This window comes from Tsukamurella strandjordii, from assembly GCF_039525985.1.
GTDB classification, from domain to species: Bacteria; Actinomycetota; Actinomycetes; order Mycobacteriales; family Mycobacteriaceae; genus Tsukamurella; species Tsukamurella strandjordii.
Map to the genome: position 1 here is coordinate 79,551 of NZ_BAAAII010000011.1, position 22,306 is coordinate 101,856.

Genomic DNA, 22,306 nt, shown 5'->3' on the forward strand with positions numbered 1-22,306 from the left:
GTGGGCGCATGCAACCCAGCCTGCACCCGCGCAAGACCGTGAGGAGACATTTCGATGGCGGAAGGCCGCAGCCGGCTGGCACGCGTAATCGGTCCGATCCTGATCTTCCTGGGCGCCCTGCTGATCACTTCCGCGATCGCCGGGCCGACCTACGTGGCGGGCAAGCTCAAGACGATCCCGCTGGACCTGGACGTCACCACCGTCGCGAAGTCGGTCAAGTCCGCGGATTCCCAGGCGGACGCCGAGTTCCCGGCCAAGCAGCTCGATCTGTGCTCGATCAACAAGCAGCGGGCCGTGGTCAACGAGGTCTCCGTGACCACGCAGACCCGCACGCTGGTGACTTCGCCCTCGGACAAGTCCACGATGACGGTCCAGTCGGGCAGCTCGATGGTGGTCCCGTCCGTCAAGACCAAGGGCGAGCCCCGGCACCCCGCGCTGACCGACGCCGCGAAGGGCGAGCGCCCCTGCGACGACGGCCTGGTGCAGGCCTGGGTCGACCGGGTCTCGCTGGACCGCGAGACCGGCGCCCCCACCGGCAAGACCTCGGAGACCGTCTACAGCCCCGGTGAGAGCGCCCCGGCCGTGAAGGTGGCCGACCGCAAGGGCCTGCAGTACCGCTTCCCCGCGGACACCAGCTCCGAGAACGGCAAGTACGCCTTCTTCGACCTGATCACCCGCAAGAACGTCTCGCTCGACTTCGTCGAGGAGAAGGAGGTCAGCGGGACTAACACGCTGCACCTGCGCGGTAAGCAGGACTGGGTCGACCTCTCGACGGTCCGCGACGGCAACGATCCGACGCTGGGCACCGTGCTCACGATGCCCGCCGGCTGGTGGGGCATCGGCGGCGTGGACGCCAAGGACGACATCACGCTCAACCGCTGGGCGAAGGTCGACGTCGAGCTGTGGGTGGACCCGAAGACCGGCGTCATCGTCGATCAGTCGCTGCACTACAACCAGCAGTTCCGGCTCCCCGGCCAGGTGGCACCGAACACCCCGAAGCCGGTCCGCGATTTCAAGCTGGACGTCTTCGACGCGCAGCAGCGCTGGGTGGACGAGACGGTGCGCTCGCAGGCCGAGTACGCGAAGACCGAGCAGAACAAGATCGCCATCGCCAAGTCCGTGGTCCCGATCGCGGGCGGCGTGCTCGGCGTGATCGCCCTCGCTCTCGGTGTCTTCGCGCTACTCCAGGGCCGTACCGCGACCGCGGGCGGCAGTGGTTCGGGCGGCTCGGGCGGCGGCCGGCGGTCTTCGGGCGGCGACGCCAAGACCCTGCCGATCGACGACGATGCCCAGACGGCCGCTGCACCGGTCGACGATGAGCCGGTGACGGAGGCCTTCAACGCCCAGCCGAAGCCCGACGAGTCGCAGACCGAAGCGATCGACCTGAGGAACCGCGACCAGAACTGATCGCGATCACCGATCCCACCACCATCACCGCCGCGGCCGCACACAGCGCCGCGGCGGTGATCATTTCTCCGACGGTGTGCGGCAGCGTCAGCAGCACCGCGGCCTCGACCGCGAGGATCACCCAAGCCAGTGCCGACATGCGGGTGCGCTCGGTGGCGATGCTGTAGAGCAGCAGGCCCTGCAGCAGCGCCAGTAGCGCGCCCTGCGCGGCGAACAGCCACAGCCAGCCCTGCACGGGCCGGTACTCCTCGCCCGCGAGGAGGGTGGCGAGCGGCGCGGCGACGGCCGCCCCCGCCACGCACAGGATGCCCAGCCCGGACAGCAGCAGCACCATGGTGCGCAGCGCCGAGCGCGAGCGCTCCGGCGTCGCGAGCTGCGGGAAGAAGACCACACCCACAGCCTGCGGCAGCCAGAACGCGACCTTCGCCGCCACCGCGCCCAGGGCGTAGGTGCCGGCGGCCGTGGCGCCGAGCACGGGCCGCGACAGCAGCAGGTCGAGGGAGGCGAAGACCGCCAGCACCAGCTGCACCGAGCTGGCGCCGAGCACGGCGCGCACTCCGGCGTCGGCCGAGGCGTCGTGCCCCGTCGGGCTTCCGGCCAGGGAGCGTCCGACGACGGCCGCCACCAGGGCGCCGATCGTAGTGCCGAGCAACGCCGGGCCCACGCCCAGGAGCAGGCCCGGCACCGTGAAGACGAGTTTCCCGAGGCCGGCGATGCCGAGCAGCACCGCGAGGCGGCGGAACCGTCGTTCGCCCTGGAGCAGGCCCTGCTCGACGGCGAGCAGCACGAGCGCCGGTGCGGCGGCCAGCGCGGCCGCGGCGGTTCCCACCCCGGTGTGCAGTCCAGCGGCCGCGAGCGGGACGGCCAGGGCCGCGAGAACGGCGCTGCCGAGCGCGATCCGCCAGCCCAGGCGGCGCATCTGCGCGGCACCGGCACCGCGGACGATCTGGCGGGCGACCACGGTCTGCAGGGCCAGCGCGGGCACCGCGAGCACCAACAGCAGTTGCAGCAGCGAGGCGAACTCGCCGTAGGAGGCCGGCCCCAGCCAGCGGCTGGCGGGCAGATGAACCAGGTACGAGCACAGGTTCGCCAGCATCGAGCCCAGAGTCACCCACGCCAAACCCACGGCCCCATTGTGTCAGTAGGCTCGGCGACGATGAGATCGCGCGATGCGGCACTGGCCGCCTGGTCCGCGGTCCTGGCCTTCGTGATCCTGGGACCGCTGGCGACGGCCGGGCGGTACCTGCTGTTGCGCGATGCGGTGTCGACGCCACGCTCGTACGTCACCGATGCGGCGCTCGGCCTCGGCGGCAACGCCGCGCGCGCCACCCCGCAGGACTGGTTGATCGCCCTCGGCTCGCAGGTGGTGGACGGTGGCCTGCTGGTGACGGCACTGCTCTTCGTCTCCCTCGTCGCGGCGGGCTGGGGTTTCGGACGGTGCGCTCTGGCGGTGCTGTCGGCGGTGGGGCGTCCCGCCGGCACCGGATCCGGTCTGGCAGCGGCCACGGTGGCGTTGTGGAATCCGTTCGTCGCGGAGCGGCTGCTGCAGGGGCATTGGAGTCTGCTGGCCGGGTACGCGGCGATCGGCTGGATGGTGGTGGCCGGTCTGCGGCTGACGGGGTGGCGGCAGGTGGGTGGTTTCGCGGCCGCGCTGGCCGCGGGTGGTCTCACTCCCACGGGTGCGGTGTTCGCACTGATCGCGGGGCTGGTCGCGGCGCCGCGGCGGTGGGCGGTGCAGCTCGTGCTGTTCGTGGCGGCGGCCGCGCCGTGGCTGTACCCGTCGCTGGTCTCGGGCAGCGGGGTGCGGGCAGATCCGGCGAGCGTCGCGGTCTTCGCCGCGCGCGCGGAGCCGGGGCTCGGCACGGTCGGTTCGCTCCTGGGGCTGGGCGGGATCTGGAACCGCCAGGCCGTGCCCGACGGTGCGCCCTGGCTCTGGACGGCGCTGTTCGCGGTGCTGCTGGTGGGTGGTCTCGTGGTGCTGCGGTCGGTGCTGACGACGCCGCCGCTCGGCCGGTTCGCGGTGCTCGCGCTGGCCGCGGTACTGCTGCCCGCGGTGGCGGCGACGGGTCCGGGGATGGCGCTCCTGGAGCAGGCGGTGCAGGCGATCCCGGGGATCGGGCTGCTGCGCGACGGGCAGAAGTGGGTGGCGCTCGCGGTGCCGCTGTACGCGACCTGCGCCGCCGCGCTGGTGGCGGCGGTACCCGCGGTCGCGCGGCCCGGTGCCGCGGTCGCGGCGATGGCGGTGCCCCTCGCGGTGCTGCCGGGGCTGGCGTGGGGCGTGGGTGGCGCGCTGGTCCCGACCTCCTATCCCGGATCGTGGCGGCAGGTGGCCGCGGCGGTGCCCGCCGATCACGGAGCGGTCGCAGTGCTGCCGCCGGGCATGTTCCGCACCTTCGCCTACGGTCCCCCGGCCGCCGTGCTCGATCCGGCGCCGCGGATGCTGCGGGCGCCGGTGCTGCAGACGGGTGAGCTGCGGGTCGGCGGGAAGTCGATCGACCGCGTGCCCGGCGCCGCCTCCGATGCCGAGGAGGCTCTGGCCGCGGGCGGCCCGCCGTTAGCGGGTCGGCTCGCGGAGCTCGGAGTGGGCTGGGTGCTGGTGGAGGCCGTGATCATCGACGGTGCCCCCGCCTTCCCGACGGTGCCGCTCCCCGGACTGTCGCTGGCCGTCGATACACCGCAGTTGCGGCTCTACCGGGTGCCCGGGGCGATCGCCGCCGCGGACGCACCGTCGGGTCCGGAGCGGGGCGGCGCCTGGGCGGCGCATCTGGTGTGGCTGGGCCTGTTGGTCAGTGGCGCAGCGGTTCTCGCGGTCCGACGGGGCCGCGACCTCGCTTCCTGACCGCTCCCTCCCCCACGCCGCGCCAGCTCCCCTCTCGCACACCGATTCCCGCACATTGCGTTTCGTCCCCCATCGGAGGTTGTTCTCCGGGAGGGGGACCACCTGTGCACCAGGGGAATCGGTGCGGGGCGGGGGACGCGCCGTCTCACATGAGGCGGGGGCGGTACTTCGACAGCCGATCGGGGACCTGCAGCGGCAGGATATCGGCGGGAGTTCCGCCCACCTGCTCGACGAGTCGGCGCTGCAGATCGTTGCGGTCGAACTCCGCAGGGATCCGGTCCGGCTCGGCGACGCCGAAGGTCATGGCCCCCTCGTGGTCGTCGACCACCACGCCGGTCACGATCAACGACGGTGACAGCGGGTCCACATCCGCGTCGGGGACGGCGACCAGTGTCGGTTCCTCCAGGCCGTGCGGTGCCCGATCGTCGTCGAAACCGATGCGGCTCATGGCCTCCGCTACCGTCATCCCGACCAGGCTCTCGGACGGGATCACGCTGGAGCGGAGTCCACGCTGCGCAATGAGCGTGGGCGTCAGCACGGCAACGGACCACGCCATCATGCCGACGCTGTACCACTGACGGATCAGGGCGTAGGAGATTGCGGACGCTGCCAGCAGTCCCACGCCCAGCCATCGAGCCGTGCGACGCGCGGTCTCCGCGTCCAGGTCGCCGGAAATCATCACCAGTGCGCCGCCGAGGAAGGCCGCAGCGGAAGGCCAGTCGCTCCTCATCGCTTGGATCGCGCCGATGAACAGCAGGAGGAAGCCGATCACGCTCAGTCCTCGACCGCTGGGCAACCCGAGTTCGACTCTGTCGCGCGCCATCGCTATCGACCCTCCTGCGCCGTGCTCGCCGACTCGGCCGTCGCGGGCGAATGGAGCGGGCGGAGGTCGGCGGGGAATCCGCCGACGCGATCCGCGAGTGCCTGCTGCCACTCGGCGCGGTAACGCCTCGTGGGCCCGGGCAGCGAATCACGTGATGCCACACCGAAGGTGATAACACGGTGCGTGGGCTCGATCGTCACCGCGGTGACGATCAGTGAGGGATCGTTCGGATCGATATCTGCCGGCGGGATCGGTACGCACACCGGCCGAAGCAGGCCACCGGGCTGCCGCCCGGCATCGAATCCCACGAGACGGGTGGCCTCGGCGACGGTGCGTTCCACGAGTTCCTCGGTCCGGAACCGGCACGCTGGGACTTCGCGGCGCACCTTGGGGGTGAGGAGGACCACCACAGCGACCATGACGAGGGCCAGAGCGGTCCAGAACCACGAACCCTGCTGATAGGCGAGGGCGGCCGCGACCGCCATGGCGCCGCCGGCGAGTAGCCAGCTGATCCACGACAACCGGAGCGACCGCGCCGCCTGCGTTCCCGCCGCCGCGAGCGCGCCCGCGACGAAGGCGAAACGCATCCCGTTCCCGTCGAGATAGGCGCTGACGCCGTTCAACCCGAAGAGGACGACGTAGAAGTACCACCACCGGCTCACCCGGGGCCCCATCACGATCCTGGTCGTCACATCGAAGATTCTATACGGCGAATCCTGGGGCGAAGGCGTGGTCAGGTGCGGCGCTCACCCGCGGGAACCGACGGGACCCGCAGGCCCGCAAGACCGGCGGGTGCCGGTCGGGCGGGAAGGGGCCGGAGGTCGGCGGGGAAGCCGCCGATCCGGGATACGAGTTCGCAGTGGTAGCGGGCGTAGGCCGCGCGCCCTCGGGTGAGGCCGGCACCGTCGGCCACACCGAAGGTGATGGTGGACGCGTTCGGGTCCACCGTGACCGCGGTGACGATCAACCCGGCGCCGGTGAGATCGACGTCCGCGGCGGGCACGGCGACGAGCACCGGCGGCCGGAGCCCGCCGGGTTGGCGATTCGCCCGGAACCCGAGCAGCCGCGTGGCCTGCTCCACGGTGTGCCCCACCAGTTCCTCCGTGCGCACGCGGGAGTCGGAGGTGTTCCACCGCCGGTGCCAGCAGGTGGCTCCCACCACGACGGCGAGCACGGAGCCGATGATCACGCCGAAGATCTGGCCGCCGGCCAGGCCGAGAACGGCCACCGTCGCGAAGCCGAGCACCATGACCGCGGTGAGCACCGTCTCGGCCCGTCGCGAGGGCGCGCCGTACGCGGCGATGCCGGACGATACGGCCAGCACGAAGGCGGCGACGGCCCAGTTCCCGATCGAGGCTTCGAAGGCAGCGCCGACCGGGCCGTAGGCGGCGGCCACCAGCGCACCGCGGCGGTTCGGCGGCGGCCCCATCTGAATCCTGGTCACACCAGAATTCTAGACCGTGAATTATGACTTTTCAGAGACAATCTATGCCGGCAGAGCGGAGCCGAGCGGGCCACCCGACGATGCGGCCACCCGATCGGCGAGCTGCCGCTGCAACTCGCCACGGTCGAACTCCGCGGGCAGGGAATCCGGCTCGGCGACACCGAAGGTCATCGACATATCGCTGTCGTCGACCACGACGCCGGTCACGATCAACGACGGCGACACCATGTCCAGATCCGCGACGGGGACAGCGACGAGCGTCGGCGCATCGACGCCGTGCGGCCCACGGTATTCGCCGAATCCGATGCGCCGCTTCGCCTCCACCACCGTGAGCCCCACGAGGTCCTCGAACCGGAAGGCGCCCGTATCGGACGAGCGCTGGGCGAAGATCCACGGCGAGAAGACCGCGATGGCCCACAGCATCACGCCGACGCTGAACCACTGATGATCCAGCGCGTAGGCGGTCACCGCGACCGCCACCAATCCGAAACCCACACAGCGGAGGCCCCGACGAGGACCCCGCGACGGCAGGTCATCGGCGAGGAAGACCAGGGCGCTGCCGAAGAAGTTCATCGCGGAGCGCCAGTCACCGCGCACCGTCTGGATGACCGCGAGCAGCAACAGCAGGCATCCACCGATGCGCCCGCCGATGCCGATACGGGGGCCGCCCGCGTGCGGGCCGCGTCGGTCCCGCAGCCGCGCCGCTGAGAACATGGCCACGGGCGCGATCGTAGTCGAATCTCGGATTGCGAACTAGGACTTCTCCGAGGCGGCGGAGCTGGGGAAACGGCTGGGCCGGATGTCCGCGGGCCCGCCACCGACCAGGCCGACGAGCCGGTCCTGCACCTCGCTCTTCGTGAGCGCGAGGCTGGTGGAGCTCCCCGCGGCCGGAATGGCGGGATCGTCGGAGTCAGTGATGCCGAAGGTGATCGTCGCGGCCTCGACGGCGGTCTCGGTCCCGGCGGTGACGACGACCGCGACCGAGGTGACCACGAGGAGCGGATCGCCGAGATCCTGCTCCCCCGGAGGCATGGGCACCAGCTCGGGCCGCGCGAGGCTGTTCGGCTGGCGGCGATCGTCGAAGCCCAACAGGTGCGTCGCCTCGGCGACGGTGCGCCCGACGAGTTCCTCGGTGCGGATCCAGCAGGTGGGCACGTCCCGGCGGATCTTCGGCAGGAAGGCGATCAGCACCAGCGCGATCATCGCGCCCAGCGCGACGGCCAGCCAGTCCCGTTCGACGTAGCCCAGGATCGCGGCCGCCGCCCCCAGAACGCCGGCGAGACCGTAGGCGATGTTCCGTTGCCGCAGCGATCTCGCGACCTCGGATGCCGCAGCGGAGAGGATCGCGAGCCAGAGGAGCACGGTGGCCCACTGACGATCCTGCACGCTGGCGACAACCATGACCGCCACCACGGCGAACCACGCGTACCACCAACGACCGGACGGGACACCCAGCTTAGGCCTGCTCACGACCTCATTCTAATCATGCAAAATTCCGACACGGGGTGAACCACTGCACCAGATCGTTTCTTTTGCGAATTCATAGCAACCCAAGCGCATGTTCACGCTCTTTTCCTTACCTAAAGTGCATAATAGCGGACGAACCTGAAAGCGCCACCCCGAGAATTGTCTAATTTCTCACTCGGTTTACATCTTTTGCCGCGCTACTGTTTTGGGGATCATGTTCTCCATGATTTCGGGATTCGCAGAACACTGGCAGTGCCCCACCGGGGAGTGGGTCGTCTGGACTCCGGACTCGACCACCCGCGCGGCGATGGAAACTGCCCCCGACCTGGGGGTTGAGACATCGTTCATTCAGGCCGATCACCTTCGTAGCGGCATCGAAGGTGAATCGTGCGTACGCCGTCTGGTATTCACCTCATTCACTGTGCACGATCACTTCGACGCAGAAATCATTGCGAATGTATTCACTGAATTCGTGCGCGCACATGAGGCTTTTCATACGGCGTTTCCGGTCAGCACCGACCTCCGTCCTCGGGGTCGAACGCTGCGCCCCGAGCAAATTTCGCTAGCTGTTTCGGCGCGATCCGTCGATCATCCGGGGAGCACCGTCAAGCAGCACCTGATGGACTCGGTGCCCACCCTGCACGAGTGGGCGGCGTTCGCGTTCGCCGTGAACGGCATCGAGAACGCGGGTCCGGACGCGGTGGACCCGCACTTCCAGGTGGTGGTGGGCTCCGACCACATGTTCACCGATGGCGTCTCGCAGGCGATCAGCTTCTTCGAGATCCTGTCGCGGTACACCGCCGCGCGTGCGGGCACTCCGTACACCCCAGTGCCCGTGCGCCCGTACCCGCAGTTCTGCGCGGAGCAGCGGGCGCTCGCGGGCACGCTGACGCCCACCCACCCCGACGTGCAGCAGTGGCGCGAGACGATCGCCCGGGCCGGCGGCATGCCGAAGTTCCCGCTGCCGCTGGGGCTCGCCCCCGGCCAGGCGGCTCCCGGCAAGATCGCGGTGCACAGCTCGTTCGTCGACGTCGAGCAGGCGGCCCGGTTCGGTGCAGCGGCCAAGCGTGCGGGCGGCAACATGAGTAGCGCCCTGTTGGCCGTGATGGGCCAGGTGCACCACTCGCTGACCGGCGAGCGGCTGTTCACCATGCTCATCCCCCGCGCGGATCGCTCCGCGACGGGCGATGCGATGGCCGTCGGTTGGTACGTGACGCTGGTGCCGGTGCAGTTCGATGCCAGCGGCTCGTTCGAGCAGACGACGCGGAACGCGCAGGAGGCGCTCGGCGTCGCCCGGCAGTTGGACCGCACCCCGGTGTTCCCCGTGATCGACATGCTGGCCGACGATCCCGCGTTCCCGGTGGAGCACGGCTTCACCTCGCCGATGCTCTCCTACATCGATGTCACCCGGGTCCCCGGCGCGGAACTGGCACGGCAGCACGACTTCTCGGTGTTCGCGAACGCCACGCCCTCGCGTGAGGTGTTCATGTGGATCAACCGCGACGAGTCGGGACTCGATTTCAACGCGATGCACCCCGACACGGTGCAGGCCGAGCGGGCGGTGGACACCGTCTTCCGGCTGCTGCGCGACCACATCGTCGAGGTGGCCGACGATGCCCGACCCCGTCTGGTGGCCAGCGCGTCCTGACGGTTGACCGCCGGGGTCAGTGACCCCGGCGGATCCACTCCTCGAGGTGCGGCGATTCGGTGCCGATCGTGGTGCCGTCGCCGTGCCCGGTGTGGACGCGGGTCTGCGGCGGAAGCGCGAACAGCCGATCCCGGATCGAGTCGATGATCACCGAGAAATCACTGTACGAGCGGCCGGTGGCCCCGGGGCCACCGGCGAACAGCGTGTCGCCGCTGAACAGCTCACCGGATTCGGGCAGGTACAGGCACACCGATCCCGGCGAATGCCCCGGCGCGTGGATCACCTGGATCTCCGTGCCCGCCACGGGTATCCGGGTGTCGTCCGCGAGATCCTCGTGGGCCACACCGGCGTGGGTCATGTCCCACAGGACGTCGTCGCCGGGGTGCAGGTAGATCGGGGCGTCGAGGCGCTCCGACAGCTCGGGGGCCACGGTCACGTGGTCGTTGTGGCCGTGGGTGCACACGATGCCCCGGACCTTCCGCCCGGCCACGGCGGCCACGATCGGATCGGCGGTGTGCGCCGCGTCGATCACCACCACCTCGGAGTCGTCGCCGATCAACCAGACGTTGTTGTCCACGTCCCAGGTGCCACCGTCGAGGCTGAACTGCCCACTGGTGACCACCTTCTCTACGCGCAGGCTCACAGCACGACCACCGAGCGCAGCACCTCGCCGCGGTGCATGGTCTCGAACGCGGCCTCCACCTCGTCGAGCGCGATCCGCTCGGTGACGAACTTCTCCAGGGGCAGCCGGCCCTGCTGGTACAGGTCCACGAGCTGCGGGAAGTCGCGCTCGGGTAGGCAATCGCCGTACCAGGACGACTTCAGGGAGCCGCCGCGCGAGAAGAAGTCGATGAGCGGCATGTCCAGCGTCATATCCGGGGTGGGCACGCCCACGAGCACCACGGTGCCGGCGAGATCGCGGGCGTAGAAGGCCTGCTTCCAGGTCTCGGGGCGGCCGACGGCGTCGATCACCACATCGGCGCCGAATCCGCCGGTGAGGTCCTGGATCGCCTCCACCGCATCGGTTTCCGCGGCGTTGACCGTGTGGGTGGCACCGAGGTCGCGGGCCCAGTCGAGCTTCTTCGGGTCACGGTCGACGGCGATGATGGTGCGGGCACCCACCAGCCGGGCGCCGGCGATCGCCGCGTCTCCCACACCGCCGCAACCGATCACGGCCACCGTGTCGCCGCGGGAGACGCCGCCGGTGTTCACGGCGGCCCCGAGACCGGCCATCACACCGCAGCCGAGCAGGCCCACCACCGCGGGGTCGGCGGTGGCGTCCACCCGGGTGCACTGGCCCTGGTGCACGAGCGTCTTCTCGGCGAAGGCGCCGATGCCGAGGGCGGGCGAGAGTTCCGTGCCGTCCTCCAGCGTCATCTTCTGCGTGGCGTTGAAGGTGTCGAAGCAGTACTGCGGCTTGCCCCGCTTGCAGGCGCGGCACTGCCCGCACACGGCGCGCCAGTTGAGCACCACGAAGTCGCCGGGCGCCACGTGATCGACACCCTCGCCGACCGTCTCCACGATCCCGGCGGCCTCATGCCCCAGCAGGAACGGGAACTCGTCGTTGATGCCGCCCTCGCGGTAGTGCAGATCGGTGTGGCACACGCCGCAGGCCTGCACGGCCACGACCACCTCACCCGGCCCGGGATCGGGGATCACGATGGGCACCACCTCCACGGGCTCGCCCTTCGCGCGTGCGACGACTCCTCGAACGACCTGTGGCATGCCTGATCCCTTCAGCGACGGCGAACGTATGCCACCCGGTTTATCACACGGCGGTGTCGAGCTTCTCGGCCTCGTCGGGCTCGCGGGGCGGACCTGCGATCGGCAGCTTCACGCGGAACCAGGTGGAGCCGGGCTCCGACTTCACCGACAGGTCGCCGTGGTGCTTGTTCACCACGATCCGCCACGAGATGTCCAGCCCCAGACCCGTGCCCTCGCCCACCGGCTTGGTGGTGAAGAAGGGCTCGAAGATGCGGTTGACCACACCGTCGGGGATGCCGGGGCCCGTGTCGCCCACCTCGACGAGCACGTGCTCGTCGTCGTGCGAGGTGCGCAGCGTGAGCGTGCCCGCCCCGTCCTGCTTCATCGCGCCGAGGGCGTTGTCCACGAGGTTGGTCCACACCTGGTTGAGCTCCGCGCCGAAGCCGCGGATCTCCGGCAGGGCCGGGTCGTACTCCTTGACCACGGTCACATCGCCGAACTTCTGGCTGAGCATCACCAGGGTGCTGTTCAGCAGTTCGTGCACGTCCAGGGTCTGGAACGGGGCGCGGTCCATCTGGGAGTACTGCTTCGCGGCCGAGACCAGCGTGGAGATCCGGGTAGTGGAGTCGCTGATCTCGTTGAGCAGCAGCTCGGTCTCCACGGTGTAGTACAGCCAGGCCACGGCCTTCGGCAGCATGTCGGCACCGACGCGTTCCAGGACCGCCTCGAACCAGTCCAGGCCGAGCCCGGCGGCCACGTAGGCGGGGGCGAGGTCATAGCCGTTCTGCACATCGTGATCGTCGAGCCAGTCGGCGATCTCGTCCTCTCGGTCGGAGGCCTCGAGCGGACCGAGGGCGGGCGCGTCGGCCACGGATGCCACGGCCTGCTCCTGCAGGTCGACCAGCTGCACCAGTAGATCGTGGTGCCAGGCGCCGTTGGCGATCACGGCCAGCTTGTGCCGCATGCCGCTCACCCGGGTGCGCAGCGTGGACGCCGCGCGTACCGCCGCACCCGCCGGGTTGTTCAGCTCGTGCGTCAGGCCCGCGGACAGTGAGCCGAGAGCCAGGAGCCGTTCGCGCTCACCGATCATGCGCTGGGTGCGCTTGCTGCCGTAGAAGACGCCCTCCAGCAGGTGCACTGCCATCGGGAACCACTGCTGCATCAGCTGGCCGAAGTCCTGCGAGGGCAGGATGTAGAACCGGCAGTCGGTGACCGCGCGCATCGACGAGTTGTAGGTCGACCCCATGCCCTCGCCGAGGAAGCTGCGCCAGGCGCCCGCGTACACGCCGCGGTGGTCGGTGCGGTTGGTCTCGACATCGGAATCGCCCACCCGCATCGACAGCGAGACGGTGCCGTCGAGCAGCACGAACAGCGAATCGGCGGGGTCGTCCTCGCGGTACACGGGACCGGCGGGGAATTCCTCGATCCGGCCGCGTTCGCACAGCCACTCCAGCTGCTCGTCGGTCAGCTTCTCGAACAGGAAGAGCGTGCGCAGCTCGTCCTTGAGACACTCCTGCGTCCCCTGGTGCTCCGTCATCAGTCCTGCCCCGCCAGGTACCTGTGCACGAACATCACTGCCATCGCTCCTTCTCCCACGGCCGAGGCCACGCGTTTCGCGGATTCGGACCGGACGTCGCCGGCCACGAACACTCCGGGCACGCTCGACTCCAAGTGGAACGGCGGACGGTCCAGTGGCCATTCCCGGCGTGACGCATCCGGCCCGCCGATGTCGGGTCCGGTGATCACGAAGCCGTGCTCGTCGCGCACCACCACCCCGTCGAGCCACTCCGTGCGCGGGGCGGCCCCGATGAACACGAACAGGTAGTCGGCGGGAACGGTCTCAGTGTCGCCGGTGGTGCGGTCGCGCAGCGTGAGCTTCTCCAGGTGCTCCTCGCCGTGCGCTTCGACCACCTCGGTGCAGGTGCGCACGTGGATGTTCTCGATCGCCGCGAGCTGCTGGATGAGGTAGTACGACATCGACGCTTCGAGCGATTCGCCGCGCACCAGCAGAGTGACCGATTTCGCGCCCTTGGCGAGGTAGACGGCGGCCTGTCCGGCCGAGTTGGCGCCGCCCACGATGTACACGTCGAGGTTCTTGCAGTTCGGGGCCTCGGTGAGCGCCGAACCGTAGTAGACGCCGGCACCGGTGAGGCGTTCGACGCCGGGCGCCTGCAACTGCCGGTAGGCGACGCCGGTCGCGAGGATCACGGTGTGCGCGCCCACGGACGTGCCGTCCGCGAACTTCACGGTGCGCGACGATCCGGTGACGTCCAGTTCCACCACGTCCGAGGTGGTGATCACCTCGGCGCCGAACTTCCCGGCCTGCCGCCGGGCGCGGTCGGTGAGCTGGGTACCCGAGACGCCGTCGGGGAAGCCGAGGTAGTTCTCGATGCGCGAGCTCTGTCCGGCCTGTCCGCCGGTGGAGTGCCGCTCCACGAGCACGGTGCGCAGGCCCTCCGAGGCGCCGTACACGGCGGCGCCGAGTCCGGCGGGGCCGCCGCCCACCACGACCAGATCGTAGAAGTCCTCCGACGGTGCGGTGGTCATGCCCACATGGTTGGCCAGCTCCTGGTCCGACGGTGCGCACAGCGCCGCCCCGTTCTCGGCGACCACGAGCGGCAGGTCGAGGCCGTCGCTCCCGGCCGCGGTCAGGAGTCGTTGTCCCTCCGGCGATTCCGAGGAGAACCAGCGGTAGGGAACCTGGTTGCGGGCGAGGAATTCGCGGACCTCGGAAGAGCGGGCCGACCAGCGGTGGCCGACGACCTTCACCTCGGGGACCGGACGGTGATCGGTGCACGCCCAGGCCTCGATCTGCGCGTCGATCACCGGGTAGAGCTTCTCCTCCGGCGGATCCCAGGGCTTGAGCAGGTAGTAGTCGAGGTCGACCACGTTGATCGCCTCGATCGCGGCGCCGGTATCGGCGTAGGCGGTGAGCAGCAGGCGCCGCGCGGTGGGGAACAGGTCCATGGCGGCTTCGAGGAATTCGAGGCCGCTCATCTCCGGCATCCGGTAGTCGGCGAGCAGCACGGCCACGGTCTCGCCGCGCAGTTTCAGTTCGCGGAGCGCCTCGAGCGCCTGCCCTCCGCTCTCGGCGCGGACGATGCGGTGCGTCTCGCCGTAGCGTCGCCGCAGGTCACGCGCGACGGATCGGGAAACACTGGGATCGTCGTCGACGGTGAGGATCGCGGGGCGACTCTGGGGTTCTGCCACCCCTCCAGCCTACGACGGTGCGCTGTCCGGCGTCGTCGTAGCGGCCGCCTCCGCCGCGGTCAGCGCCGCCGCGAGCGAGGTCATCGAGTCGGGCCCGTACGCCGGTTGCAGCAGGTAGCCCGACGGTAGCCCGGTCACCGACAACCACGTGATCCATCGGTCCTGCGCCGATTGCGGCTGCCCGATCCGGATCGCCCTCTCGCCCAGCTGCGTCGCCACGGTCCGTGTCACGATCGGCACCTGGATCTGGTCCGCGTACCGCTTCCGCGTGCGGTAGTGCTGAATCGCGATCGCGCCGGCGACGAGGAGTGAGGCGATCGCAGGAATGGATTGCAGCGGTGTCGTGTTTCCGATGCTGCCCCACAGGATCACGACTGGAATCCCCGCGGCGACCATCCCGGCTGCGTAGTACTGCGCGTCGCGGACCGAGGGCGTTGAGCTCCCGATCGCGACGCGCCACACCTGGCTCACCAGGTTCGCGATCGCCAGCAGCGATCCGAGCGCCAGCCCGTAGGACAGGCGGCCGGACCACGATTCGTATCCCATTCCGCGCAGCATCGTCGCGACGAAGACCATCACCGTGATCACGAGCAGGCCGCCGGACAGGAGCTTGAGCACCGTCGCGGGGACCACGCGCACCGTCGGGACTTCCCGCTCCCGTTTTCCACTCCCGCTCCCGTTGTTTCCGGAGCGGGAATCGGAAACGGGAGCGGGAACCGAGCCTGGGCGTGGGCTACTCATCGGGCTCGGACTTCCACGGCGCCTTCCACAACGCGTACACGCCGGTGCCCAGGATCATCACGCCGAAGACGGCCATCACGGCACCGAGGATGGTGCGGAAGTCGGGCCACTGCGACCAGTCGCGGATCAGCGACGAGCCGATGATCACCAGCCCCAGCACCACGTACATCCACGCCACCCGCGGCGTCACCTCACGCTGCTGCTTCACCATTCATTCACGATAACGAACAGTGGGTGATCAGACGAGTCCTCCGATGCGCGCACCGTCGACCGACGACGCGAGGACCTTGCCGACCCCGTCGGCGGTGGCCTCCCAGGAGAACTCCCCCGCCCGCTGCCGCGCCTTCTCCCCGAGCTCGGCGCGCAGCCGCTGATCGGCGAGCAGACCGGCCACCGCCTCGGTGAGCCCGGCCAGATCGCGCACGAGGAGGCCCGTGGCACCGTCGACCACGGAATCGGTGAGACCCTTCGACGAGACGTACCCCACCGTGGGCACGCCGTGCTGCGCCGCCTCGATCACGGTGATGCCCCAGCCCTCCTTGCGGGAGGGCATCACGTGCACCCACGCGCGGGAGAGCAGGCGATGCTTGCGCTGCTCGGTGACGTGGCCGTGGAAGGTCACGCGATCGAGCACGCCGAGCCGCAGGGCGTGGCGGTAGAGCTCCTCGTCCCACCAGCCGCTGCCGATCACGTCGAGATGCAGATCGGGCACGCGGTGCCGCAGCCGGGCGAGCACGAACAATGCGTCCTCGATCTGCTTGTGCGGTACCAGCCGGGACAGCACCACGATGCGGGGGGTCGCGGACCGCACATCGTCGATGCCGGGTTCGAGCGCGTCGATTCCGTTGCGCACCACGGCCACCCGCTCCGGTCCCACGCCGAGCAGTCCGAGTTCTTCGGCGGAGGGCAGAGAGACGGTGAGGTACTGCGAGTCGCGGTGCACCCACGGCGAGAGCCGCGATTCGATGAACCAGCCGATGCGCGCCACCAGCCGGCCGGCCACCGGCCACTGCTCGCGGTGGCAGTGGTGCACGAGCACCGTGACGGGCACGCCGGCCACGAGGCGGGCGAAGAAGGGGATGCCGTTCTGCGTATCGATCACCGCATCGGGGCGGATACCGCGCAGCGGGCCGCGGCCGAACCGGGCCGCGACGATGGCGAGCAGCGCCAGCGGGTACACCGTGAACCGGCCGCCACCGCGGGAGATGCGCACGCCGTTCACCGTCTCGGTGCGGGCGGCACCCGGGTACATCGCGGTGCGCAGGGTGACCGTCATGCCGCGCCGGGCCAGCTCCTGGCCGACGCGCTCGAGGTACAGCTCACTGCCGCCGCCCTGCGGGTGGCGGGTGTCTCGCCAACACAGCAGAAGGACTTCACGCACGCGTACTAGGGTACCGTCCGGTGGCGTGGACTCTCTGACCTCGAAGAACGCGACCTCGCGGTTCCGTCGCCGGGCGACCCTGCGCAGGTCGGTGGGGCTGCTGTCCGATTTCCGGTTCGAGCAGTCCGAGCCGGCCCGGTTCTACGGCGCGCTGGCGCGCGACACCGTGGAGTTGACGGCCGATCTGTTCCCCGAGCCGCTCGACGGTGCGCTCGTGCTCGATGTGGGCGGCGGGCCCGGGTACTTCGAGGACGCCTTCGCCGAGCGCGGCGCCGTGTACATCCCCGTCGAGCCGGATCCGTCCGAGGCGCACGCGGCGGGCATCACCTCCTCGCGGGGCGTGCGGGGCTCGGGACTCGCGCTGCCGATCGCCGACGGTGCCGTGGACGTCTGTCTCTCGTCGAACGTGGCCGAGCACGTGCGGGACTGGCGGTCGATGGGCGAGGAGATGCTGCGCGTCACCCGGCCCGGCGGGATGGTGATCCTGAGCTACACCTGCTGGTACGGGCCGTTCGGCGGCCACGAGATGGGGCTCACCCACTACCTGGGCGGCGACCGCGCGGCCCGGATGTACACCGACAAGCACGGGCATCCACCGAAGAACCTCTACGGCACATCGTTGTTCAAGGTGGGCGCGAGGGACGGACTGGACTGGGCCGGCACGGTCGACGGTGCCGATCTGCTGGCGGCGTTCCCGCGCTACCACCCGTCGTGGGCATGGTGGATCGTGCGCGTACCGGGACTGCGCGAAGTGTTCACCTCGAACCTGGTTCTGGTGTTCCGCAAGCATTGACGACGAATGCCCCTCCGCCGCAGCGGAGGGGCATTCACCGAACTGAGTGACCGAGGTGCGGATCAGTTCTCCGCGCCGGCAGCGTCGGAGCCGGAGGTGCCGGCGTCACTGCTGTCGGTGGACGTCGTCGGGGTCGCCTCCGACGCCTTCGCCTCGGGGGCCTCAGCGGTCTTGGTGGGCACATCGGCCTCGGCCGTCGCCGACTCGGTCGTCGTCGGCTCGGTCTTCGTCGGCTCGGTCTTCGCCGAGTCGGTCTTCGTGGCGCCGCTCGTCGTGCCCGAATCCTGCTCGGACGCCGCGCCCTTCGTCGCCTCGGTGGTGGAACCCGCGGAAGTGGTGGCCGTCGCGGGCTTCGTCGCGCCCGTCGTGGAGGCGGACGACGTGGGAGCGGACGAGGAGGCGCCGGTGGTGGGCGCGGACGCCGACGCCGTGGTCGGGGCGTCCCCGGAGCCGGAGGCGTCGTCCTGCTTGGCGTGCCGGCCGGCGCTGGCGAAGGTCTCCACCTCGGCCACCGAGACGGCGCCCGTGCCGTCGTCCGCCTTGGCGTGCTTGCCACCGCTCACGGCGGTCACCACCGAGTTCACCGTGTCGGTGAGCGCGGCACCGATTCCGTTGCCGGCGAACAGGTTGTTGAGCCCACCGCCGTTGAGGAAGGGCCCCATCGCCTGCATCGGCAGCGAGATGATGGCGCCGATCAGCTCGGCGATGGGCCGGGCGATGCCGTGGACGAGGGAGGCGCCGGCGTTGAGGATCCCGCCCGCCACCTGCAGCGGAACCTGGGCGAGCGGGCCGACCACGGGGACCGCGCGGACCAGATCAGCAGCGATCGGAACCAGGCCGGTCGCGGAGTAGTACGCGGCGTCGACGAGCAGCGGCGGCAGGTTCTTCGCGCCCGCCGGCGTCACGAGGCTGCCGGCGAGGGAGGTGACCACGCGGCCGATCAGCTTGCCGTCCATGATCGCCAGCAGCTTGTCGTCGGGAAGGCTGCCGACGATGTCCTTGAGCTTGTCGTCCGGGATGGCCGCGACGAGCTGGACCAGCGTCGCCGAGGGCAGGCCCGCCACCACGGGACCGAGCTTCTCGACCGGGATGCCGGCCACGATCTTGCCGAGCGTGTCGTCGGGCAGGGTCGAAACGACGGTGGTGAGCTTGTCGATCGGGATCGAGCCCACGAGCGAACTCAGCTTGTCGGCGGGCAGTCCGGCGACCACCGGTGCCAGCTTCTCGACGGGGATGCCGCCCACGAGCTCCGCCAGCGTCTTGTCCGGCAGGCCCGAGACCACGTCGGTCAGCTTGCTCACCGGGATCCGGCTGACGAGCTCGGTGAGCTTGTCCGACGGGAGGCTCGCCACCACGGGGCCCAGCTTCTCGACGGGGATGTCGCCCACGATCTGCTTGAGGGTCTCGTCCGGGAGGCCCGAGACCAGTTGTGTGAGAGTCGAAGCCGGGAGGCTCGCGACCACCGGGCCGAGCTTCTCGACGGGGATGCTGCCGACCAGCTTCGACAGGGTCTCGGTGGGCAGGCCCGCCACCACGGGGCCGAGCTTGTCGACCGGGATACCACCGACGACCTCGGTCAGCGTGTCACTGGGCAGGCTGGAGACCACCTGCGCCAGCTTGTCCGTCGGGATGGAACCGACCAGCTTGGAGAGGGTCTCGGCGGGAAGACTCGCCACCACGGGGCCGAGCTTCTCGACCGGGATGCCGCCCACCAGCGCGGAGAGCTTGTCGTTCGACAGGCCCGCGACCACCTCGGAGAGCTTCGCGGTCGGCAGACCGCCTACGATGCCGGTCAGTGCCGATGTGGGCATCTCGTTCATGATCGCGACCACGGTCGAGGTCGGCATCGCGGACATGATCGCGGCGACCTTGGACGGTGCGATCTGCCCCATGATGCGGGCGATCCGCTTCGGGTCGGTGCTCGAGAGCTCGCTGACGAGAACCGAATCCGGCATGAGGTCGATCAGGATGCCCACCGGCGTCACGTCGGCGTTGAGCGCCGACGGGGGCTGGGCGAGTACCTGCGCCGGGGTGGGTACCGCGGTGATCGAGGTGGCGGGAAGCGCGGTCAGTGCCACCGACGAGACGAGCACCGTCGCCGCCGCGGCCTGCGTCACCACGCCGAGCTTTCCCCACTGTCCCTTGGCACCGCTGTGCTGAACTGCTACGCGCATGTACTTCTCCTGAATGTGTGCTCAACGAGGAGACCGCGCGCACTACCCGCGGCGCACGGTCGGGAGACTGAACGATTCGCAATTCAAAAGAAGTACTGGTTCATTTTCAGTCCGCGACACAGTTAACGACACACCTCCGATGTCTACCGCCGGTATATCTATTCGTGATTAATTCGATATCCTTTTGTTATCTGGAGATCTTCACAGTTCGATGTGTGAATCAACGATCGCGAATCACATCTGACCTCGCTTTGACCTGGGACGACGTCGGCGATTCGCACGTCCCACCCCGTTAGCTGAACTACAATTTGCGAATGTAACTTGCAACTTCAAGCGAGAAGTCCAGGCCAGACAGCGGATCTATGTCCTTTTCGATAGAGAATCTTCTCTCACATGATTCCGGTTGTGAATCGCATACGTGATCTCTCCACCGCGTAGGTCCCCGTCGATATCGCGCACCGACGGACAAACGGCGGTGCCGGCATCCCAGGGGATACCGGCACCGCCGCAGTGTGGTCTGACTCAGCTCGCCGCCGAGGCGCTCGATCCACCGCTCGAGGTCGTGCCCGACCCGCCGGTCGACGCCGCACTCGATCCGCCGGACGACCCGCTTGCCGCCCCGGACGACGAGCCCGTCGAACCGGAGTCCCTCGCAGGGCTCTTCTCGGATGCACCGGAGGAGTCGGCGGCCTTCGCCTCACTCGCCGCCGGTGTCGATGCCGGCGTCGATGCCGACGAGTCAGCACTCTTGGCTGATGCACCGGTCTCCGCGGTGGCGGGTGTCTTCGCGGTGTCCGCGGTCTTCGCGGGGCCTGCAGCCTTCGCGGGGTCCGCTGCCTTCGCGGCCACCGGTTCGCCGGACTTCGGGCTCACCGCCGGCTTCGCAGCATCGGTGGCCGCGGTACCCGCGCGCGCCGCACCGTCCGGAGCGAGGGCGGCCGTCTTCGTCGGAACGACGGGAGCGGTCGCCGCCGCAGCGGTCGCGGGCGAGGCCACCGGTGCAGCGGATGCCGCCGAACCTGTCGCCGGCCCGGACACTGCGGGAGCCGCGACCGGAGCGATCTGACCGGTCAGCCCACTGAGGACGTTGTTCACCATGGCCGGGAGACCGGCGAGGCCACCACCGTTGTTGTTCAACACCGGGCCGAGCAACTTCACGGGAAGCGCTGCAACGGAGGAGAACAACGTGATGACGGGCTCGATGATCGCTCGAGCCAGGCTGAACAGGGGCGTGAACAGGCCGATACCCAGCGAGACCGGCCCTGCCAGTTGCGGCCCCACGAACGGTATCGACGCGACGGTGTTCCGGACGAGCGTCGGAATCGCATCCGCGACCCCCTGCAAGCCACCACCGATGACGCCGGACATGAGCGAGGGAAGCTTCGCCAGGCCCGCCGGGGTGGCGAACTCGGCGATGAGGGCCGGCAGCAGCTTCGCGATCATCGCGCCGTCGAGGAGGCCCGCGACCTTGGAGCCGGGCAGGCCGCCGATGACCTGCTTGAGCGTGGCGTCCGGCACCGAGCCGACGAGTTGCGTGAGCGTAGCGGTCGGGAGCGAGGTGATGAGCTGAGCGAGGGTCGCCTGCGGGAGCCCGGCGATCAGCGAGGCCAGCTTATCGTTGGGCAGGCCCGTGACCAGTGAGTTGAGCGTGCTCGCCGGCAGCGCCGCGATCACGGGCACCAGCTTGTCGGTGGGGACGCCGCGAACGAGTTCGGCGAGCTTCGCCGGGGGCAGGGTGGTGATCACCGGTGCCAGCTTGTCCACGGGCACAGTGCCGACGACCTCGGCCAGGGTGGCCGCAGGGAGACTCGACACCACCGAGGCCAGTTTCTGCTTCGGGACCGCGTTGATGAGCTCCGCCAGCTTGTCGTTCGGTAGACCGGACACCACGGAGCCGAGCTTGTCGAGCGGCACGACTCCGATGATGGAGCGCAACTTGTCCTCGGGTAGGCCCGAGACCATTTGCGCGAGCGTGTTGTTCGGGAGCGCCGAAATCACCGATGCGAGCTTGGCCATCGGAACATTCCCGACCACCTGGGCGAGTGCCTGCTCCGACAGACCGGAGATCATCTGCGACAGCGTTTCCGGCGGCAGGCTCGCTACGACCGGACCCAGTTTGTCGCTCGGGATCGCCGTCACCAGACTCTGCAGCTTCGCCGAGTCCAGACCTGCTACCAGCGGGGCGAGCTTCTCGACCGGCACCGCGTTGATCACCGAATTGAGCGTGCTACTGGGCAGATTGCCGACCAGCCCCGCGAGCTTGTCCGTGGGGATCTGGCCGATGATCTCGGTGAGCTTCTCCGGGGGCATCCCGTTGAAGATCTCCGCGAACTTCGCCGGCTTGACCAAGCCCAGGACCTCGGTCAACTTCGCGGTGCTCGTCCCCTCCAGAATCGAGGCGAGCGACGACGCCGACATGCCGCTCACGATGTTGGCGATCCAATTGACCTCCTGCACATCCGCCCGCAGGATGTCCGGCGCCTGGAGCACCTGCGCCGGGGTCGGCAGCGCCAGCGTCGAGGAAGGCAGTGCCGGTAGGGTCGCCACCGCGACCGAGGCCACCACCACGGTCGAGGTCATCGCCTTGGCGGCGACATCGAACCGCGCCCATGGCCGGGCCGGTTCGAGCGTACGAGTGGATTCACGCATGAGTTTCTCTCCTGAGAGTCGCTGAC

Annotated in this window: 19 protein-coding genes; 4 read left to right on the plus strand and 15 right to left on the minus strand. The window is 69.5% G+C overall.

Annotated elements, in window-relative coordinates; genetic code table 11:
* Positions 1–54: 54 nt before the first annotated feature.
* A complete protein-coding gene (gene pgfA, locus ABD108_RS18520) occupies positions 55–1,407 on the plus strand; it encodes a cell envelope lipid trafficking protein PgfA (protein ID WP_305110326.1) in 1,353 nt (450 codons plus the stop codon).
* Here the strand turns inward: pgfA and ABD108_RS18525 are convergent.
* Positions 1,337–2,503 (minus strand): polysaccharide biosynthesis protein, encoded by a 1,167-nt coding sequence (locus ABD108_RS18525; protein ID WP_343931082.1) that lies wholly within the window; start codon positions 2,501–2,503, stop codon positions 1,337–1,339. The genes pgfA and ABD108_RS18525 overlap by 71 nt on opposite strands.
* A gap of 60 nt (positions 2,504–2,563) precedes the next feature.
* Here ABD108_RS18525 and ABD108_RS18530 point away from each other — a divergent pair, with 60 nt between their 5' ends.
* Positions 2,564–4,246, plus strand: coding sequence for an MmpA family trehalose lipid delivery protein (locus ABD108_RS18530; protein WP_343931036.1), 1,683 nt, complete (start codon positions 2,564–2,566; stop codon positions 4,244–4,246).
* A 145-nt stretch (positions 4,247–4,391) separates the two neighbouring features.
* Here the strand turns inward: ABD108_RS18530 and ABD108_RS18535 are convergent, their stop codons facing one another.
* From ABD108_RS18535 to ABD108_RS18555, 5 genes are read right to left on the minus strand one after another with little or no spacing between them, the layout of a single operon-like run.
* Positions 4,392–5,069, minus strand: coding sequence for a hypothetical protein (locus ABD108_RS18535; RefSeq protein ID WP_343931037.1), 678 nt, complete (start codon positions 5,067–5,069; stop codon positions 4,392–4,394).
* Between the two features lie 2 nt (positions 5,070–5,071).
* Positions 5,072–5,761: a hypothetical protein gene (locus tag ABD108_RS18540; protein ID WP_343931038.1), complete on the minus strand. Its 690-nt coding sequence runs from the start codon at positions 5,759–5,761 to the stop codon at positions 5,072–5,074.
* Between the two features lie 41 nt (positions 5,762–5,802).
* The gene (locus tag ABD108_RS18545; protein ID WP_220656856.1) at positions 5,803–6,513 is read right to left on the minus strand and encodes a hypothetical protein; all 711 of its coding nucleotides are present in this window, start codon (positions 6,511–6,513) and stop codon (positions 5,803–5,805) included.
* 42 nt (positions 6,514–6,555) lie between these two features.
* A complete protein-coding gene (locus ABD108_RS18550) occupies positions 6,556–7,233 on the minus strand; it encodes a hypothetical protein (protein WP_343931039.1) in 678 nt (225 codons plus the stop codon).
* A 33-nt stretch (positions 7,234–7,266) separates the two neighbouring features.
* Positions 7,267–7,983: a hypothetical protein gene (locus tag ABD108_RS18555; protein WP_305110332.1), complete on the minus strand. Its 717-nt coding sequence runs from the start codon at positions 7,981–7,983 to the stop codon at positions 7,267–7,269.
* 304 nt (positions 7,984–8,287) lie between these two features.
* Between ABD108_RS18555 and ABD108_RS18560 the strand changes: the two genes are divergently transcribed.
* The gene (locus ABD108_RS18560) at positions 8,288–9,628 is read left to right on the plus strand and encodes a condensation domain-containing protein (protein WP_255585730.1); all 1,341 of its coding nucleotides are present in this window, start codon (positions 8,288–8,290) and stop codon (positions 9,626–9,628) included.
* 16 nt (positions 9,629–9,644) lie between these two features.
* On the opposite strand, the gene ABD108_RS18565 is transcribed toward ABD108_RS18560, so the two are convergent.
* The 7 genes from ABD108_RS18565 to ABD108_RS18595 form a co-directional block, all read right to left on the minus strand.
* Positions 9,645–10,271: an MBL fold metallo-hydrolase gene (locus ABD108_RS18565; protein WP_343931040.1), complete on the minus strand. Its 627-nt coding sequence runs from the start codon at positions 10,269–10,271 to the stop codon at positions 9,645–9,647.
* Positions 10,268–11,353 carry an S-(hydroxymethyl)mycothiol dehydrogenase gene (locus ABD108_RS18570; protein ID WP_220656861.1) on the minus strand — a complete coding sequence of 362 codons (1,086 nt, stop codon included), beginning with the start codon at positions 11,351–11,353 and terminating at the stop codon, positions 10,268–10,270. The genes ABD108_RS18565 and ABD108_RS18570 overlap by 4 nt, the downstream gene beginning before the upstream one ends.
* Positions 11,354–11,396: 43 nt before the next feature.
* Entirely contained in the window at positions 11,397–12,869 is a 1,473-nt protein-coding gene (locus tag ABD108_RS18575; RefSeq protein ID WP_305110334.1) for an ATP-binding protein, read from the minus strand.
* A complete protein-coding gene (locus ABD108_RS18580) occupies positions 12,869–14,542 on the minus strand; it encodes an NAD(P)/FAD-dependent oxidoreductase (protein ID WP_343931041.1) in 1,674 nt (557 codons plus the stop codon). Before ABD108_RS18580 ends, ABD108_RS18575 begins: the two co-directional genes overlap by 1 nt.
* Positions 14,543–14,551: 9 nt before the next feature.
* The gene (locus ABD108_RS18585; protein ID WP_343931042.1) at positions 14,552–15,181 is read right to left on the minus strand and encodes a hypothetical protein; all 630 of its coding nucleotides are present in this window, start codon (positions 15,179–15,181) and stop codon (positions 14,552–14,554) included.
* Positions 15,182–15,275: 94 nt separating this feature from the next.
* Positions 15,276–15,494, minus strand: coding sequence for a hypothetical protein (locus ABD108_RS18590; protein ID WP_305110336.1), 219 nt, complete (start codon positions 15,492–15,494; stop codon positions 15,276–15,278).
* Positions 15,495–15,521: 27 nt separating this feature from the next.
* The gene (locus ABD108_RS18595; protein WP_343931043.1) at positions 15,522–16,664 is read right to left on the minus strand and encodes a glycosyltransferase family 4 protein; all 1,143 of its coding nucleotides are present in this window, start codon (positions 16,662–16,664) and stop codon (positions 15,522–15,524) included.
* A gap of 25 nt (positions 16,665–16,689) precedes the next feature.
* Between ABD108_RS18595 and ABD108_RS18600 the strand changes: the two genes are divergently transcribed.
* Positions 16,690–17,457 carry a class I SAM-dependent methyltransferase gene (locus ABD108_RS18600; protein ID WP_344183382.1) on the plus strand — a complete coding sequence of 256 codons (768 nt, stop codon included), beginning with the start codon at positions 16,690–16,692 and terminating at the stop codon, positions 17,455–17,457.
* Between the two features lie 62 nt (positions 17,458–17,519).
* Here ABD108_RS18600 and ABD108_RS18605 read toward each other — a convergent pair whose 3' ends face one another.
* Both ABD108_RS18605 and ABD108_RS18610 read right to left on the minus strand, forming a co-directional pair.
* On the minus strand, positions 17,520–19,631 hold the full coding sequence (locus ABD108_RS18605; protein ID WP_343931044.1) for a magnesium transporter MgtE N-terminal domain-containing protein: 2,112 nt from the start codon (positions 19,629–19,631) through the stop codon (positions 17,520–17,522).
* A 522-nt stretch (positions 19,632–20,153) separates the two neighbouring features.
* A complete protein-coding gene (locus tag ABD108_RS18610) occupies positions 20,154–22,280 on the minus strand; it encodes a magnesium transporter MgtE N-terminal domain-containing protein (protein WP_343931045.1) in 2,127 nt (708 codons plus the stop codon).
* Between the last annotated feature and the right edge of the window lie 26 nt (positions 22,281–22,306).